The following is a 15,343-nucleotide window of genomic DNA, read 5'->3' on the forward strand; positions in this document are numbered from 1 at the left end:
GGGGGGGGGGGGGGGGGGGGGGGGGGGGGGGGGGGGGGGGGGGGGGGGGGGGGGGGGGGGGGGCGGCGCGCGGGGGGGGGCGCCCCCCCCACCACCGGGGCGCGCGTCAGGGACTGACCGCCAGGAACAGATAGGAGGCCAACAGGACCAGGTGCACCCCGCCCTGGAGCAGGGTCGCGCGGCCCGGCACGATGGTCAGGGCGCTGACCACGACGGTGAGGGCGAGCAGCACCATGTGGATCGGGCCGAGTCCCAGCAGCAGCGGTCCGGTGAGCCAGACCGAGGCGAGGGCGATGGAGGGGATGGTCAGGCCGATGCTCGCGATGGCGGAGCCGTAGGCGAGGTTGAGGCTGGTCTGGACGCGGTCGCGGCGGGCCGCGCGGACGGCGGCGAGGGTTTCGGGCGCGAGCACGAGCAGCGCGATGATCACACCGACGACGGCGTGGGGCAGGCCCGCGTTCGCGACGCCCGACTCGATGGTGGGCGAGACGGCCTTGGCGTTGCCGACGACGGCGACGAGGGCGACCAGCAGCAGGCCGACGCTGATCATCGCGGCCCGGGCGGTCGGCGGCTCCGCGTGGTCCTCTTCCTCCCCGGCCGCCTCGCGGCGCTTCTTCGCAGCGGTGTCCACGGGCAGGAAGTAGTCGCGGTGACGGACCGTCTGGACCGCGATGAACAGTCCGTAGAGGGCCAGTGAGGCGACGGCGGCGAAGGCGAGCTGCGCGGTGGAGAACTCGGGGCCCGGCTTGCTCGTGGTGAAGGTCGGGATGACCAGGCTGAGGACGGCGAGGGTGGCGACGGTGGCGAGCGCCGCGCCGGAGCCCTCGGCGTTGAAGACGGCGACCCGGTTGCGCAGGGCGCCGACCAGCAGCGAGAGGCCGACGATGCCGTTGCAGGTGATCATGACCGCGGCGAAGACGGTGTCGCGCGCGAGGGAGGACGTCCCCTCCCCGCCGTCGGCCATCAGCGTGACGATGAGGGCCACTTCGATGACGGTGACGGCGACGGCGAGGACGAGGGAGCCGAAGGGCTCGCCGACCCGGTGCGCCACCACCTCGGCGTGGTGGACGGCGGCCAGGACCGCGCCCCCGAGGCACAGGGCGACGAGCGCCACCGCGAACGAGGGCAGGTCGCGCCCCCAGCTGAGGGCGAGCGCGACGAGCGCCACCACGGGGACCACCAGGGTCCAGTCGGTCAGGGGGGACGTGCGGGTTGCCGTACTCATACGGCCACGCTGCCAGAACTGTCGCCGCGGTGCGGCGCAAGGCGCGCCGCCGGGGCCCTGACGTGGAACATCTCACAAAATGTCAGGGCCTTTCGGGCAACCGGCGCGCGCGTCGCCCCTCACACGGCGCGCTCGCGCCCCTCCCAGTAGGGATCGCGCAGCCGCCGCTTGTAGAGCTTGCCGTTGGGGTCGCGGGGCATGGTCTCGATGAAGTCCACCGTCCTGGGCCGTTTGAAGCCGGCCAACTGCTGCTCGCAGTGCGCCAGGATCTCGGCGGCCAGTGCCTCGCCCGGCTCGTGGCCCTCCGCGGCTTCGATGACCGCCTTGACCTCCTCGCCCCAGTCCCCGCTCGGGATGCCGAAGGCGGCGGCGTCGGCGACGGCCGGGTGGGTGAGCAGGGCGGACTCGATCTCGGCCGGGTAGATGTTGACCCCGCCCGAGATGATCATGTCGATCTTGCGGTCGCGGAGGAAGAGGTAGCCCTCCTCGTCCATCAGGCCGAGGTCGCCGACGGTGAAGAAGTCCCCGATCCGGTTCTTCCGCGTCTTGCCCTCGTCCTTGTGGTAGCTGAAGCCGCCGGTGCTCATCTTCATGTAGACGGTGCCGAGTTCCCCGGCGGGCAGCCGGTTGCCGTCGTCGTCGAAGACCGCCAGCTCGCTGATGGGCCAGGCCTTGCCGACCGTACCGGGCTTCTTCAGCCAGTCCTCCGCGGTGGCGAAGGCGCCGCCGCCCTCGCTGGCCGCGTAGTACTCCTCCACGCAGCTCCCCCACCACTCGATCATCGCCCGCTTGACGTGGTCGGGGCAGGGCGCGGCGCCGTGGATGGCGTGGCGCATCGAGGTGACGTCGTAGCCGTCCTTGACCTCCTGCGGGAGCGCGAGCAGGCGGTGGAACTGGGTGGGCACCATGTGGGTGTGCGTGGCGCCGTGCGCGTCGATCAGCCGCAGCATCTCGGCGGGCGTCCACTTGTCCATGAGCACCAGCGGGTGGCCGATGTGCAGGGAGGCGCCCGCGAATTGGAGCACGGCCGTGTGGTAGAGCGGCGAGCAGACCAGGTGGACGTTGCCGTCGAAGGGGCGGATGCCGAAGATGCCGAGGAACCCGCCGAGGTAGGTCTCCTCCGGGAGCTTGCCGGGCAGTGGGCGGCGGATGCCGCGCGGGCGGCCGGTCGTGCCGGAGGTGTAGTTCATGACCCAGCCGAGGGTCCGGTCGGCGGGTGGCGCGTCGCTCCGCCCGTCGAGGAGTTCGGCGTACGGGCGGAAGCCGTCGACGGCTCCGACGGCGTAGCGGTGGCTCGCGGGCAGCCCCGCCTCGTCGGCCGCGCCGGTGGCGGCCTCGGCGAAGCGCTCGTGGGCGATGAGCACCTTGGCGCCGGAGTCGGAGACGATCCAGGCGATCTCGGGGCCGACCAGGTGGTGGTTGACCGGAACGAGGTAGAAGCCGGCCTGGGAGGCGGCGAGGTAGGCGGTGAAGAACTCGACCCCGTTGGGCAGGACCACGGCGAAGACGTCACCGCGCTCCAGACCGGCCGCGCGCAGGCCGTGGACCAGCCGGTTGACGTCGGCGTGCAGGCGCGCGGCCGTCCACTCCTCGCCCTCGGGGGTGACGAGCACGACGCGGTCGGGTTCGGCGCTCGCCTGGGCCCAGAAGCCGTTGGGGCCCTGGGCGGCGGCGGGGGTGCTGGGGGGCGGGGTCATGACGGGAGCTCCTCCTTGCGGACCGGCCCGGACCGGCCCGCGATGCGGGTGATGCGGTCGATGGCGCGTTCGAAGCCACGGGTGAGGTCGTCGAAGACGGCCTGGACGCTGCGCTCGCTGTTCATCCGGCCGACGATCTGACCGACGGGGGTGCCCAGCAGTGGCTGGACCTCGTACTTCTGGATGCGGGAGACCGCTTCGGCGACGAGCAGGCCCTGGAGCGGCATGGGGAGCGCGCCGGGACCGGCCGGGTCGTCCCAGGCGTCGGTCCACTCGGTGCGCAGTTGGCGGGCGGGTTTGCCGGTCAGGGCGCGGGAGCGGACGGTGTCGACGGAGCCGGCGGCGAGCAGCTTCTCGGTGAGCGCGCGGGAGTGCAGGTCCGCCTCGGTGGTGGTGAGCCAGAGCGATCCGAGCCAGGCCCCCTGCGCGCCGAGGGCGAGTCCGGCGGCGATCTGTTCGCCGCTGCCGATGCCGCCCGCGGCGAGGACCGGGAGCGGGGCGACGGCCTCGACGATCTCGGGCACGAGGACCATGGTGGCGATGTCGCCGGTGTGGCCGCCGGCCTCGTAGCCCTGGGCGACGACGATGTCGATGCCCGCCTCGGCGTGGCGGCGGGCGTGCGTGGCGGTCCCGGCGAGGGCGGCGACGAGGACCCCGTGGTCGTGGGCGCGCCGGATGACGTCGGCGGGCGGGGAACCGAGGGCGTTGGCGAGGAGCTTGATCGGGTACTCGAAGGCCACGTCGAGCTGGTTGCGGGCGACCTGTTCCATCCAGCCGGTGATCCGCCAGCCGGAGGCCTCGCCGTCGGCGAGTTCGGGGACCTGGTGCTTGGCGAGGGTCTCGCGGACGAACTCCCGGTGCCCGGCGGGGATCATCGCCTCGATGTCGGCCTCGGAGATCCCGTCCACGGCCTTCTTGGCGGGCATGACGACGTCGAGGCCGTAGGGCTTGCCGTCGGTGTGCTCCTGCATCCAGTCGAGGTCACGCTTGAGGTCGTCCGCGGCGGTGTAGCGGACCGCGCCGAGGACGCCGAGGCCGCCGGCCCGGGTGATGGCCGCGGCGACCGCCGGGAAGGGCGTGAAGCCGAAGATGGCGTGTTCGACTCCGAGTTTCTTGCTCAGCTCCGTCTCCATGGGCGGCAGGATGCCGCAGGGCGCGGCGCGAGGGAAGAGATTTTCTGATGCTGTGTCAGATTCTTTGCGGGCCGGTCGTGACGGGGTCGGTGGGGTGCGCGGGCAGATACTGGGGGGCGCGCAGGACAGCGGACAGGAGGGCCGGTCATGAGCCAGGACACGGGGGTCGTCGGGGGCGGGGAGGACGGGCCGGGCGGCGGACGGGCCTCGGCGGGCCGGCCGCCCACGGAGCTCCCGCCGTCCGCGCAGGCCCCGAAGTCCGCTGCGGTGGACGGGAGTCGGCGCGGCGGGCCGGCCGACGGGCTGACCCGCAGGCGGCTCGGGGCGCGCCTGCTCGCGCTGGGCGGGGTGCTGCTCGTGCACGCGGCGCTGCCCGGGGGCCCGGCCGGGGCGGCCGGTCGGGGCATCCGGGGTGCGGACGGCGCGGGGGCGGGCTCGGGCACGGGCTCCGGCGCGGGCGGGAACCCGGTGGAGCGGCGGGCCCTGCAAGGGCTGCGCCTGCGGTACGGGTCCGCCCGCCAGGCGGGACTGCTGGAGCGGCACCTGGAGGCGACGGCGGACGAGGCCGGGCGCTTCCTCGGCCCCTCCCCCGAACACCCCTACTACGCGGGGGCCGTGGTGCTCGCCGGGCGCGGTCGGACCGTGGCCCTGCACCGGGCGATGGGCGACGCGGTCCGGTACGCGGACTACGACGGCCGGACCGACCGGGCCCTGGAGTTCCCCGCCGCGGAACGGATCGCGATGAGCGAGGACACGGTCTTCGACCTGGCCTCGCTGAGCAAGCTGTTCACCTCGGTGCTGGCCGTGCAGCAGATGGAGCGGGGACGGCTGGAGCTCGAAGCCCCCGCGGTGCGCTATCTGCCGGAGTTCACCGGCGGCGGCAAGGAGGCGATCACGGTCCGCCAGCTGCTGACCCACACGTCGGGGCTGCGGTCGTGGGCGCCGTTCTACCAGGAGCCCACGCGGGCGGGGCAGCTGAGGCTGCTGTGGTCGGTGCGGCCGCAGGACACGCCCGGAACCGTGTACCGGTACTCGGACCTGAACCTGATCGCGCTGCAACTGCTCCTGGAACGGATCACCAGTCGCACCCTGGACGTCCTGCTCCGCGACGAGATCACCATTCCGCTCGGGATGCACCGCACGCGGTTCAACCCCCCGCTCTCGTGGCGCCGGGTGACCGCCGCCACCGAGGTCCAGCGCCCGCCCTGGTCGGGGCTGGACCGGGGGCTGGTGTGGGGCGAGGTGCACGACGAGAACGCCCACGCGCTCGGCGGGGTGGCCGGGCACGCGGGGGTCTTCGGCACCGCCTGGGACCTGGCCGTCCTCGCCCGCACCCTGCTCGACGGCGGCGCGTACGCCGGGAAGCGGATCCTGCGCCCCGCCTCCGTCGAGCTGCTCTTCACCGACTTCAACACCGCCTTCCCGGGCGACGACCACGGCCTCGGCTTCGAGCTCTACCAGCACTGGTACATGGGCGCCATGGCCACGCCCCACTCCGCCGGGCACACCGGTTTCACCGGCACCTCGCTGGTCCTGGACCCCTCCACGGACTCGTTCCTGATCCTGCTGGGCAACTCGGTGCACCCCGTACGGACCTGGCGGGCGGGCAGCGCGCCCCGGGTGGCGGTCGGCAACGCCTTCGCCCGGGCGGTCCCGGTCCGCACCCGGCACGGCGGCCCCGCGTGGTTCTCCGGGACCACCCCCGCCGCCTCGGGCACGCTCGTCCTGCCCCCGCTCACGCCCGCCACGACGCAGGCGCGGCTGCGGTGCGCGGTGTGGTGGGACACGGTCCCCGGCGGCGGTGGCTTCTTCGTCGAGGCGTCGCCCGGCCCGGACGGCCCCTGGCAGCCGGTGCCGTTCAGCACGGTGCGCGCCACGGGAGGCAGCCCCGAGCAGTGGCCGCACGGCACGGTCACGGGCTGGTCGGGCCGCATCTGGCACCGCCTGGAGGCCCCCCTCGCCGACTGGGCCGGTCGTGAGGTCCACCTGCGCCTGCGCCACGAGGCCACCGGGCGCTACGTCGGGCGCGGGGTGTACGTCGACGTCATCCGCGTGTCCGAACGCGCGCGCCCGCTCTTCGCCGAGGACCGCCCGGACGACGCGGCCCGGCTCGTGGCCACGGGCTGGACCCGCTCCTCGGACTGAGGCGCCGGGGAGGGGCGGGGCCGCGGGGCGGGGGCCGACGGGCGGGGAGCCGTGCGGCTGCCCGCTCAGCCGCGCGCGTAGGAACCGATGCCGACGAGGCAGTAGACGTACTGGTTGAGGGTGATCGCCCCGCGGGAGTAGGTGTAGGAGAAGCCGTACTCGGTCTTGGGGTTGGCCTTGCAGCGCGTCATGTCGGAGGTGCCCGGGAAGCTCTCGATCACCTTGTAGTGGGCGTCCGACGCCGAACAGGGCACTTCGCGCACGTTGTCCACGCGCTGCGCGGTCGTGGAGTCCGGGAGCTTGCCGTTGAGGCAGGTGCCCCGGCCGAAGGGGGTCGGCGCCGCCTCGGGGGTCGGGAAGACCGGGGCGGGGGCGGTGCCCACCGGGGTGTCCACCGGCGGCGGGGCCGCGGTGGGCGTCCAGGCGGAGTAGGAGGGCGCGGGCTCGGGGGCGTACGTACCGGTGGGGGTCGAGGTCGGGGAGGACGACGCGGTGTCCTCGCCGTCGTCACCGCTGTCCGCCACCACCAGCCCGATGACCACGGCGGCGATCATGCCGGTCAGCACCAGCCAGCCCCGCGCCCCCGAACGGCGCGCCGGTGCGGGAATCCCCGGCCACGCGTCCGGGCCCGGCCCCGGGACGGGGGTCACCTTGATGCGCAGCAACACCTCGGTCTCGCCGATCCGGGCCCGTACGAGGTCGCCGTCCCGGCTCGGCGGTATCCGGAGCCGGGCGTTGCCCAGGCCCCGGGGCGCGGGGATGATCACCCCGTGCACGGCCTGCTGCGGGGTGATCGTGATGAGGATCTCTTGCGACTCCTGCGAGGACACCGACGGCTCCCGGAAGTGTGGTGGTGCGGGCGTGCCCTGACGGACCCCCAGGAATTGTGCCCGGTGCCCGTCCGAGGACGCAGGCGTTCCGGCCGAAGGGCCGGGGCATAACGCCGCATCCCTGAATGTTATTGATCGTTGAGGGTTCAACACCGGCAACTTCGACACCTGGAGGCGGACCGCACATGACCGACATCGACTGGGACCACCCGACCGACCCCAAGCCCGGTTGGCAACTGGACCACGTCAAGCAGTACGTCGGGTCCGGTGGAGCCGAAGGACGGCTCTGGAACGGCACCCAGACCCTGCTCCTGACCACCCTCGGGCGCAAGAGCGGCAATCCCGTCCGGACCCCGCTCATCTACGGCGAGAAGGACGGGCGGTACTTCATCGTCGCCTCCAAGGGCGGCGCCCCCGAGCACCCGCTCTGGTACCGGAACCTCTCCGAGCACCCCGAGGTCCGCATCCAGGTCGGTCCCGAGGTCCTCCAGGGCACGGCCCGCACCGCCGACCCCGCGGAGCGCGCCGAGGCCTGGCCCCTGATGGTCGGGCACTGGCCCGCCTACGACGACTACCAGACCAAGACCGACCGCGAGATCCCGATCGTCGTGATCGAGCCGGTCGGCGCGTAACGCGACGGGCCGGGTCAGCGGCCCAGGACCGCCATCGCCGCATTGTGTCCCGGCACCCCGCTGACCCCGCCGCCGCGGGCCGCGCCCGCCCCGCACAGGAGCACGTCGGGGTGCCGGGTCTCCACGCCCCAACGCCCGGCACCCGGCTCCGCGAAGGGCCAGGACAGGTCCCGGTGGAAGATGTGCCCGCCGGGCAGGCGCAGTTCGCGTTCCAGGTCGAGCGGGGTCTTCGCCTCGATGCAGGGGCGGCCGTCGGCGTCGACGGCCAGGCAGTCCGCGAGCGGTTCGGCCAGGTGCGCGTCCAACTGGGCCAGCGTCGCGGCGAGCAGGACCTCCCGGGCGCCGGCGTTGTCCTTCCCGAACAGCCGGGCCGGGGCGTGCAGTCCGAACAGGGTGAGCGTCTGGTAGCCGCGCCGCGCCAGGTCCGCGCCGAGGATCGAGGCGTCGGTCAGCGAGTGGCAGTAGATCTCCGAAGGCGGTGCGGAGGGCAGTTCTCCGGCGGCCGCCTCCCGGTGGGCGCGCGCCAGCTGCTCGTAGCCCTCCGCGATGTGGAAGGTGCCGGCGAAGGCCTCCCGCGGGTCCACCGAGGAGTCGCGCAACCGGGGCAGCCTGCGCAGCAGCATGTTGACCTTGAGCTGCGCGCCCTCGGGGGCGTCCGGCGCGGCCTCGCCGAGCAGCCGGGCCAGGTCCTGCGGGGAGGCGTTGACCAGCACCTTGCGGGCACCGACCCGGCCTTCGCCGCGGTCGGTCCGGTACGTGACCTCCACGGGCCCGCTCGGCTCCGTACCGGAACCGGGGTCGACGTCGATGCGCACCGCCTCGTGCCCGGTGACGATCCGCGCGCCGGCGGCGCGCGCGGCGTCCGCCAGCGCGTCGGTCAGCGCGCCCATGCCGCCGACCGGCACGTCCCAGTCGCCCGTGCCGCCGCCGATCACGTGGTAGAGGAAGCAGCGGTTCTGGACGAGCGAGGGATCGTGGGCGTCGGCGAAGGTGCCGATCAGACCGTCCGTGAGCACCACGCCCCGCACCAGGTCGTCGGCGAACCGGTCCTCGACCGCGCGTCCCAGCGGTTCCTCGAACAGCATCCGCCAGGCGCTCTCGTCGTCGATCCGGTCACGCAGCGCCGCCCGGGTCGGCAGCGGTTCGGTGAGGGTGGGGAAGACCTTGCGGGCGAGGCGGGCGGTCGTCGCGTAGAAGGCCCGCCAGTTCTCGTACTCCCGGTCCGAGCCGGTGAGTCGGGCGAAGGACTCCCGGGTCCGGTCCTCCCCGCCGCCGACGAGGAGTCCGCCCGGGCGGCCGGCGCGCTCGGTGGGGGTGTACGAGGACACCGTGCGCTTGCGGACGGCGAACTCCAGCCCCAGCTCCCGCACGATCTTGTCCGGCAGCAGCGACACCAGGTACGAGTACCGCGACAGCCGGGCATCGACACCCGCGAAGGGGCGGGTGGAGACGGCCGCGCCACCGGTGTGGCCGAGCCGTTCCAGGACGAGGACCGATCGCCCCGCGCGCGCCAGGTAGGCGGCGGCCACCAGGCCGTTGTGCCCACCGCCCACGATCACCGCGTCGTACACGCCCTGGAACCGCTGCTCCTTGGTCATGGCTCTTGGTAGCACACCTGCCCGAGCCGCTCCAGGCAGTGGGCCTCGTCCGCGTGCGCCGCGACCGTGTCCGGGTGGTCGGCGCCGAGCACGCGTTCGCGGGCCCCGGCCACCTCCTGGTACACGGGCAGCGCCTCGTCCCAGCGGCCGAGCCGTCCCAGGCCCACCGCGACCTCGCGGCGGCTGACCAGCGTGTCGGGGTGGTCGGGGCCGAGCGTCCGGGCCCGCAGCGCGGCCACCTGACGGGCTTCGGCGACCGCCTCGGCCCAGCGCCCGAGGCGGCCGAGGTTGACGCCGACGACGTGGCGGGCGCGCAGGGTCTCGGGGTCGGCGGCCCCGTAACCGCGGGTGCGGTCGCGCGCGAGCGAGCGGAAGAGGTCCAGCGCCTCGGGGGTGCGGCCGAGCCGCCCGAGGCCGATGCCGACCTCGTAACGGGCCGCCAGCGTGTCGGGGTGGTCGCGGCCCAGGGTCCGCTCGCGGGCCGCGGCGACCTCGCGGTAGGCGGCGAGCGCCTCCTGCCAGCGGCCGAGCTGTCCGAGGGCGTAGCCGACCTCGTAGCGGGTGAGCAGGGTGTCCTCGTGGTCCGGGCCGAGCACCCGGGCCCGCGCGGTGGCCACGTCCTCGGCGGTGCGGTGCGCGTCGGCGAGCCGACCGAGCCGGCTCAGGCTGAAGGCCAGGTTGTGGCGGCAGCGCAGGGTGTCCGGGTGGTCCGCGCCGATGGTCCGCTCGCGGGCGGCGAGCACCGCGAGGTAGACCTCGTGCGCCTGCTGGTGGCGCCCGAGCTGGCCCAGGACGTACGCCGTCTCCTGGCGCGCGGCGAGGGTGTCGGCGTGGTCGGGGCCGAGGGTGCGGGCCCGGCCCTCGGCGACCTCGGTGTGCGCGGCCAGGGCGTCGGCCGGGCGCCCGGCCCGGCTGAGGGCGAAGGCGTGCGCGGAGACCGCGGCGAGGGTCTCGGGGTGGTCGGGTCCCAGCGGGCGGGGGCTCGGCCGGCCGTAGGCGGCCGTGAGCCGCGGGTCCGAGGCCGCGGGCGGACGTACGGCGCCCCGCAGGGGCGCGCCCTGGCCGGCGGCTCCGGCTACGGCTCCGCGATCGTGGGCCGGTTCGTGGGCCGGTTCATCGGCGGGGTCCGCGGCGGCCGGCGCGGGCTCCGGCTGCGGGACGGGTACCGGGAGCGGCTGGGGGGCGGACTCGCGGGTCGAGAGCGCCTCGGAGGGTTCCCGGACGGGCGCGGCGGGGCGTGCGGCCGTCCACGAACCGGTCAGCACCGCCCACGCGCCGCTCGCCGGGCGGGCCTCCAGGCCCGCCTTGCGGCCGGCGGTCATGCCGCGCGCCCACGCGGGCAGCGCGTCGCTCGCCGCGGGCGCGGCGGCGCTGCCGCGGCGGGCCTCGACGAGCCGCCGGTGCAGCCCGCGGGCGTCGGCGGGCCGGTCCTCGGGGCGCTTGGCCAGCAGGTCCAGGACCACCTGCTCGAAGTGGGCGGGGAGCTCCGGGCGGTGTTGGCGCGGGGGCACGGGAGCGGTGTCCCGGTGCCCGACCAGGACGGACCAGGAGTCGCCGAGGTCGAAGGGCGGGGCGCCGGTGGCGATCTCGTACAGGACGCAGCCGAGGGAGTAGAGGTCGCTGCGGTGGTCGACCTCGCCGCCGGCGATCTGCTCGGGCGACATGTAGTGCGGCGTGCCCATGGCCATGCCGCCGCCGGTGAGTTTGGCGGTGAAACCGATGTCGGCGGCGAGCCGGGCGATGCCGAAGTCGCAGATCTTCACGGTGCCGTCGGTGAGCCGCATGATGTTGGCGGGCTTGAGGTCGCGGTGGACGACGCCCTGGTCGTGGGTGTAGCCGAGGGCGGCGGCGAGCTGTTCCGCGATGTCGACGACGTCGTCGACGGCCAGCGGGCGGGCGTCGTTCTCCTCCAGGAGCTGGCTGAGATTGCTCCCTTCGAGCAGCTCCATGACGAGGTAGAGGGGCCCGCCGGTGGCACTGTCGTCCCCGAAGTCGTGGACGACGGTGACGCCCCGGTGCTGGAGCGAGGCGGCGACGCGCGCCTCGCGCCGGAAGCGCTCGCGCAGCACCTGCGTGAAGTGGGCGTCCTGCTCCGCCCCGAGCGGTTTGAGGCACTTTACTGCGACATGTCGCCCCAGCGACTCGTCGCGGGCGCGCCACACCTCACCCATGCCACCGCGACCGATCAGATCGAGCGACCTGTACCGGCCCTGGATCAGTCTGGACTCAGCCATGTCCTACTGCCGCCCCCGTTGTCGTGCGCCACCCTCCCCGGCCGGTCCAGTATGGCCGCTGAAGTGCGCAGTGCGTGCGTCGAGGGGCGGCTCCCGGGGCCCATGCGGCGCATCGCTCTCAAGATGTGACCTGGCGGCAGCTGCCAGCGCAGACCTGCGGGAATGCTGCGCAGCACGAGGCCGGTGAGGCGCAAGCGTCGGGTGACGCTGCGTGGGGCGGGAGCGGGGCGCCCGTACAGCTGGTGCGCGTACGCCGGGAGGGACCCGTAGGCCAGTCCGGCGAGCGGTCGCCACAGCAGGTTTCGGCCAGGCACGAGGAGCGGGTGAATGGGCGGGCTGCGCAGGAAGTCGTCGACGGCGCGGGCGTCGGCTCCGGCCGCGAGGCGGGGGCGGACCTCGTCGAAGTACGCGGCCAGGTCCGCGGTGGTGGCCGGCACCGTGGCGGGATCGAGGCCGACGAGGCGGGCGTTGGTGCGGTTCTCGTCGACGTACCGGTCGGCCTGCGCGGCGGTGAGGGGGACGCCGGAGCGGCGCAGGGTGTGCAGGAAGGAATCGATCTGCGCGCAGTGCACCCACAGCAGGAGTTCGGGGTCGTCGACGGGGAAGCGGTCGCCGGTGGCGGGGTCGGCCGCGGACAGCATCCGGTGGATCCTGCGGACCCGGGCTCCGGCCGCCTCGGCGGCCTCGGTGGTGCCGTAGGTGATCGTGCCGACGAAGTCGGCGGTGCGCAGCAGCCGCCCCCAGGCGTCCTGGCGGAAGTCGGAGTTGGCCATGACGCCGCGGACGGCCCGCGGGTGGAGGGCCTGGAGGTACAGGGCCCGGACCCCGGCGATCCACATGATCGGGTCGCCGTGGCACTGCCAGGTCACGGATCCCGGCCCGTACAGCCCCGGATCGGCTCCCGCGCGGTCCGCGTCCCGGAGCCCGTCCGGCCGCGCGCGGCGCGCCGCGCCGCGCTCGCCGTCACCGTCTCCGTGCACGTTCTTCCGTCCGTACGGCGCTGCGCCCATCGGTGGCCTCCCGTCGCCCGGGACCGAGCGTACCGACCGGGCGGTGCGTCCGGCACCGGACGGGGACGGTCCGCTCGGACCGTCCCCGTCCGGCCGCACGCTCAGCCCGTGATCAGCTGCGCCCGCACCCGGTGCGCGGCCTCGACGAGGTGTTCCAGGGACGCCTTCGTCTCGGTCCAGCCGCGGGTCTTCAGCCCGCAGTCGGGGTTGACCCACAGCCGCTCGGCCGGAATGGCCCCCAGCCCCTTGCGCAGCAGCGTCACGGCCTCGTCGGCGGAGGGGACGCGCGGCGAGTGGATGTCCCAGACGCCGGGGCCGACCTCGCGCGGGTAGCCCGCGCCGGCGAGTTCGTCGGCGACCTGCATGTGCGAACGGGCGGCCTCCAGGCTGATCACATCGGCGTCGAGGTCCTCGATGGCCGCGACGATGTCGCCGAACTCGGCGTAGCACATGTGGGTGTGGATCTGGGTGTCCGGCCGGACACCGCTGGTGCTGAGCCGGAAGGACTCGGTGGCCCAGGCCAGGTACTCGGCGTGGTCGGCGGCGCGCAGCGGGAGGGTCTCGCGCAGGGCCGGCTCGTCGACCTGGATGACGGAGGTGCCCGCCGTCTCCAGGTCGTTCACCTCGTCGCGCAGGGCGAGCGCGACCTGTCGGGCCGTGTCACCGAGGGGCTGGTCGTCCCGGACGAAGGACCAGGCGAGCATGGTGACCGGGCCGGTCAGCATGCCCTTGACCGGCTTCGCCGTCTGCGCCTGCGCGTACGTGGTCCAGCGCACGGTCATCGGATCGGGGCGGGAGATGTCCCCGGCCAGGACCGGCGGCCGGACGTAGCGGGTGCCGTAGGACTGGACCCAGCCGTGCTGGGTGGCCAGGTAGCCGGTCAGCTGCTCGGCGAAGTACTGGACCATGTCGTTGCGTTCGGGTTCGCCGTGCACGAGGACGTCGATGCCGGTCTTCTCCTGGAAGGCGATCACCTCGCGGATCTCGGCCTCGATGCGGCGTTCGTAGCCGGCCTCGTCGAGCCGTCCGGCGCGCAGGTCGGCGCGGGCGGTGCGCAGTTCGGTGGTCTGCGGGAAGGAGCCGATGGTCGTCGTGGGCAGCAGGGGCAGGCCGAGGTGGGTCCGCTGGGCCGCGGCCCGCTGCGCGTAGGGCTGGGAGCGGCGCCCGTCGGCGTCGGTGACCGCCGCGGTGCGGGCGCGCACGGCCGGGTCGTGGGTGATCGGCGAGTGCGCCCGGGAGGCGAGGTCGGCGCGGTTCGCGGCGAGTTCGGCGGCGATGGAGTCCGTGCCCTGCGCGAGGCCGCGGGCCAGGACGGTGATCTCGGCGGTCTTCTGCCGGGCGAAGGCCAGCCAGCGCCGCACCTGGGGGTCGACGTCGCGCTCGGCGGTGACGTCCAGCGGAACGTGCAGGAGGGAGCAGGAGGAGGAGACGTCGACGCTGCCCGCGAGACCGAGCAGGGTGCCGAGCGTGGCGAGGGAGGCCTCGTGGTCGTTGATCCAGACGTTGCGGCCGTTGACCACGCCCGCGACCAGGCGCTTCCCGGGCAGGCCGCCGACAGCGGCCAGGTCGGCGAGGTTGCCGGCGGCCCGGTCGGTGAAGTCGAGGGCGAGACCGTCGACGGGTGCCTTGGCCAGGACCGCCAGCGCCTCGCCGAGCCGGTCGAAGTACGAGGCGACGAGCAGCTTGGGGCGTTCGGCCAGCCCGCCCAGTTCGCGGTAGGTGCGGGCGGCCGCGCCCAACTCGGCCGGGGTGCGGTCCTGGACCAGGGCCGGCTCGTCGAGCTGGACCCACTGGGCGCCCGCCGCGCGCAGGTCGGCGAGCACCTCGGCGTAGACGGGCAGCAGCCGGTCGAGCAGGGTGATCGGCTGGAAGTCCTCGGGCACGCCCGGGGCGGGCTTGGCCAGCAGGAGATAGGTGACCGGTCCGACCAGCACCGGGCGGGCGTTCAGCCCGAGCGCCAGGGCCTCCTTCAGCTCGGCGACCTGCTTGGCGGAGTCGGCGGTGAACTCGGTGTCGGGGCCCAGCTCAGGGACCAGGTAGTGGTAGTTGGTGTCGAACCACTTGGTCATCTCCAGCGGCGCCACGTCCTGGGTGCCGCGGGCCATGGCGAAGTAGCCGTCCAGCGGGTCCGCTTCGACGGCGGCGCGGTGGCGGGGCGGGACGGCGCCGACCATGACGCTGGTGTCGAGGACGTGGTCGTAGTACGAGAAGTCACCGGTGGGCACCTCGCCGATGCCCGCTTCGGCCAGCTGCTGCCAGTGGGTCCGGCGCAGGGTCGCGGCGGTCGCCCGGAGGGCGTCGGCCTCGACCCGGCCCTTCCAGTAGCCCTCGACGGCCTTCTTCAGTTCCCGGTTCTGCCCCTGCCGGGGGTAGCCGTGGACGGTGGCCCGTACGGCCGGGTCCGGCGCGGCCGCGGAGGTGGCGGAACGGGCGGTGGTGGAACGGGTGGTGTTCTCGGGTGTCACGGAACTCTCCTTCGCGAGTACGTCTCCATGAGTCCCGGTGACGGACGCGAGGCGCGAAGGGGTGGCAGAGCGGACGGCCCGTCGCACCGCCGTGCGCGAGGCACCGGCTGCGACCGTCCGTCGTTCCCCCGGAACAGGTCCGGGGCGCCCCCGACCGACCCGCCCACGAGGTCACCAGGAAATCCGCGCACGACCGTGCGTGCGCGGGCAACGGGCAGGTCTTCGGACTTGCGGGCGCGCCTGCCGGTCTCCCGGCGGGCACCTAGTGGCCGTCGCTTCCCAGACCCGTACGGGTCCAGTGCGTATGACGGCGGTCGTTCCCGCTCACCGCTGCGGGGCAGTCCCGGATTCCCACCGGGTTCCCTCTTACGACG

At 74.2% G+C, this 15,343-nt stretch carries 10 protein-coding genes and 1 riboswitch; of the genes, 2 read left to right on the forward strand and 8 right to left on the reverse strand.

Annotated features, from left to right (window positions below; genetic code table 11):
* Positions 1 to 106: 106 nt before the first annotated feature.
* The 3 genes from ACIQWR_RS08310 to ACIQWR_RS08320 all read right to left on the reverse strand — a co-directional run bounded on the left by ACIQWR_RS08310 (position 107) and on the right by ACIQWR_RS08320 (position 4,055).
* On the reverse strand, positions 107 to 1,225 hold the full coding sequence (locus ACIQWR_RS08310; RefSeq protein WP_404005944.1) for a calcium:proton antiporter: 1,119 nt from the start codon (positions 1,223 to 1,225) through the stop codon (positions 107 to 109).
* 119 nt (positions 1,226 to 1,344) lie between these two features.
* On the reverse strand, positions 1,345 to 2,922 hold the full coding sequence (locus ACIQWR_RS08315; RefSeq protein ID WP_404005945.1) for an acyl-CoA synthetase: 1,578 nt from the start codon (positions 2,920 to 2,922) through the stop codon (positions 1,345 to 1,347).
* Positions 2,919 to 4,055 carry a nitronate monooxygenase gene (locus ACIQWR_RS08320; protein ID WP_404005946.1) on the reverse strand — a complete coding sequence of 379 codons (1,137 nt, stop codon included), beginning with the start codon at positions 4,053 to 4,055 and terminating at the stop codon, positions 2,919 to 2,921. The genes ACIQWR_RS08315 and ACIQWR_RS08320 overlap by 4 nt, the downstream gene beginning before the upstream one ends.
* A 147-nt stretch (positions 4,056 to 4,202) precedes the next feature.
* Here ACIQWR_RS08320 and ACIQWR_RS08325 point away from each other — a divergent pair, with 147 nt between their 5' ends.
* Positions 4,203 to 6,200 carry a serine hydrolase gene (locus ACIQWR_RS08325; protein WP_404005947.1) on the forward strand — a complete coding sequence of 666 codons (1,998 nt, stop codon included), beginning with the start codon at positions 4,203 to 4,205 and terminating at the stop codon, positions 6,198 to 6,200.
* Positions 6,201 to 6,265: 65 nt separating this feature from the next.
* Here ACIQWR_RS08325 and ACIQWR_RS08330 read toward each other — a convergent pair whose 3' ends face one another.
* Entirely contained in the window at positions 6,266 to 7,030 is a 765-nt protein-coding gene (locus ACIQWR_RS08330; protein ID WP_404005948.1) for a hypothetical protein, read from the reverse strand.
* 185 nt (positions 7,031 to 7,215) lie between these two features.
* On the opposite strand from ACIQWR_RS08330, the gene ACIQWR_RS08335 reads away from it, so the two are divergent.
* Positions 7,216 to 7,662, forward strand: coding sequence for a nitroreductase family deazaflavin-dependent oxidoreductase (locus ACIQWR_RS08335; RefSeq protein WP_399257970.1), 447 nt, complete (start codon positions 7,216 to 7,218; stop codon positions 7,660 to 7,662).
* 14 nt (positions 7,663 to 7,676) lie between these two features.
* Here ACIQWR_RS08335 and ACIQWR_RS08340 read toward each other — a convergent pair whose 3' ends face one another.
* From ACIQWR_RS08340 to metE, 4 genes are all read right to left on the reverse strand, one after another.
* Positions 7,677 to 9,260, reverse strand: coding sequence for a phytoene desaturase family protein (locus ACIQWR_RS08340; RefSeq protein ID WP_404005949.1), 1,584 nt, complete (start codon positions 9,258 to 9,260; stop codon positions 7,677 to 7,679).
* Complete coding sequence (locus ACIQWR_RS08345) at positions 9,257 to 11,494, reverse strand: tetratricopeptide repeat protein (RefSeq protein WP_404005950.1); 2,238 nt, start codon at positions 11,492 to 11,494, stop codon at positions 9,257 to 9,259. The genes ACIQWR_RS08340 and ACIQWR_RS08345 overlap by 4 nt, the downstream gene beginning before the upstream one ends.
* Positions 11,476 to 12,504, reverse strand: a complete 1,029-nt coding sequence (locus ACIQWR_RS08350) for an oxygenase MpaB family protein (protein ID WP_404005951.1) — start codon at positions 12,502 to 12,504, stop codon at positions 11,476 to 11,478. Before ACIQWR_RS08350 ends, ACIQWR_RS08345 begins: the two co-directional genes overlap by 19 nt.
* Before the next feature lie 101 nt (positions 12,505 to 12,605).
* Complete coding sequence (gene metE / locus ACIQWR_RS08355) at positions 12,606 to 14,969, reverse strand: 5-methyltetrahydropteroyltriglutamate--homocysteine S-methyltransferase (RefSeq protein WP_404005952.1); 2,364 nt, start codon at positions 14,967 to 14,969, stop codon at positions 12,606 to 12,608.
* A 216-nt stretch (positions 14,970 to 15,185) separates the two neighbouring features.
* A riboswitch (cobalamin riboswitch) is annotated at positions 15,186 to 15,338 on the reverse strand.
* Positions 15,339 to 15,343: the final 5 nt, after the last annotated feature.

It is taken from the genome of Streptomyces sp. NPDC098789 (genome assembly GCF_044759975.1).
GTDB lineage: Bacteria > Actinomycetota > Actinomycetes > Streptomycetales > Streptomycetaceae > Streptomyces.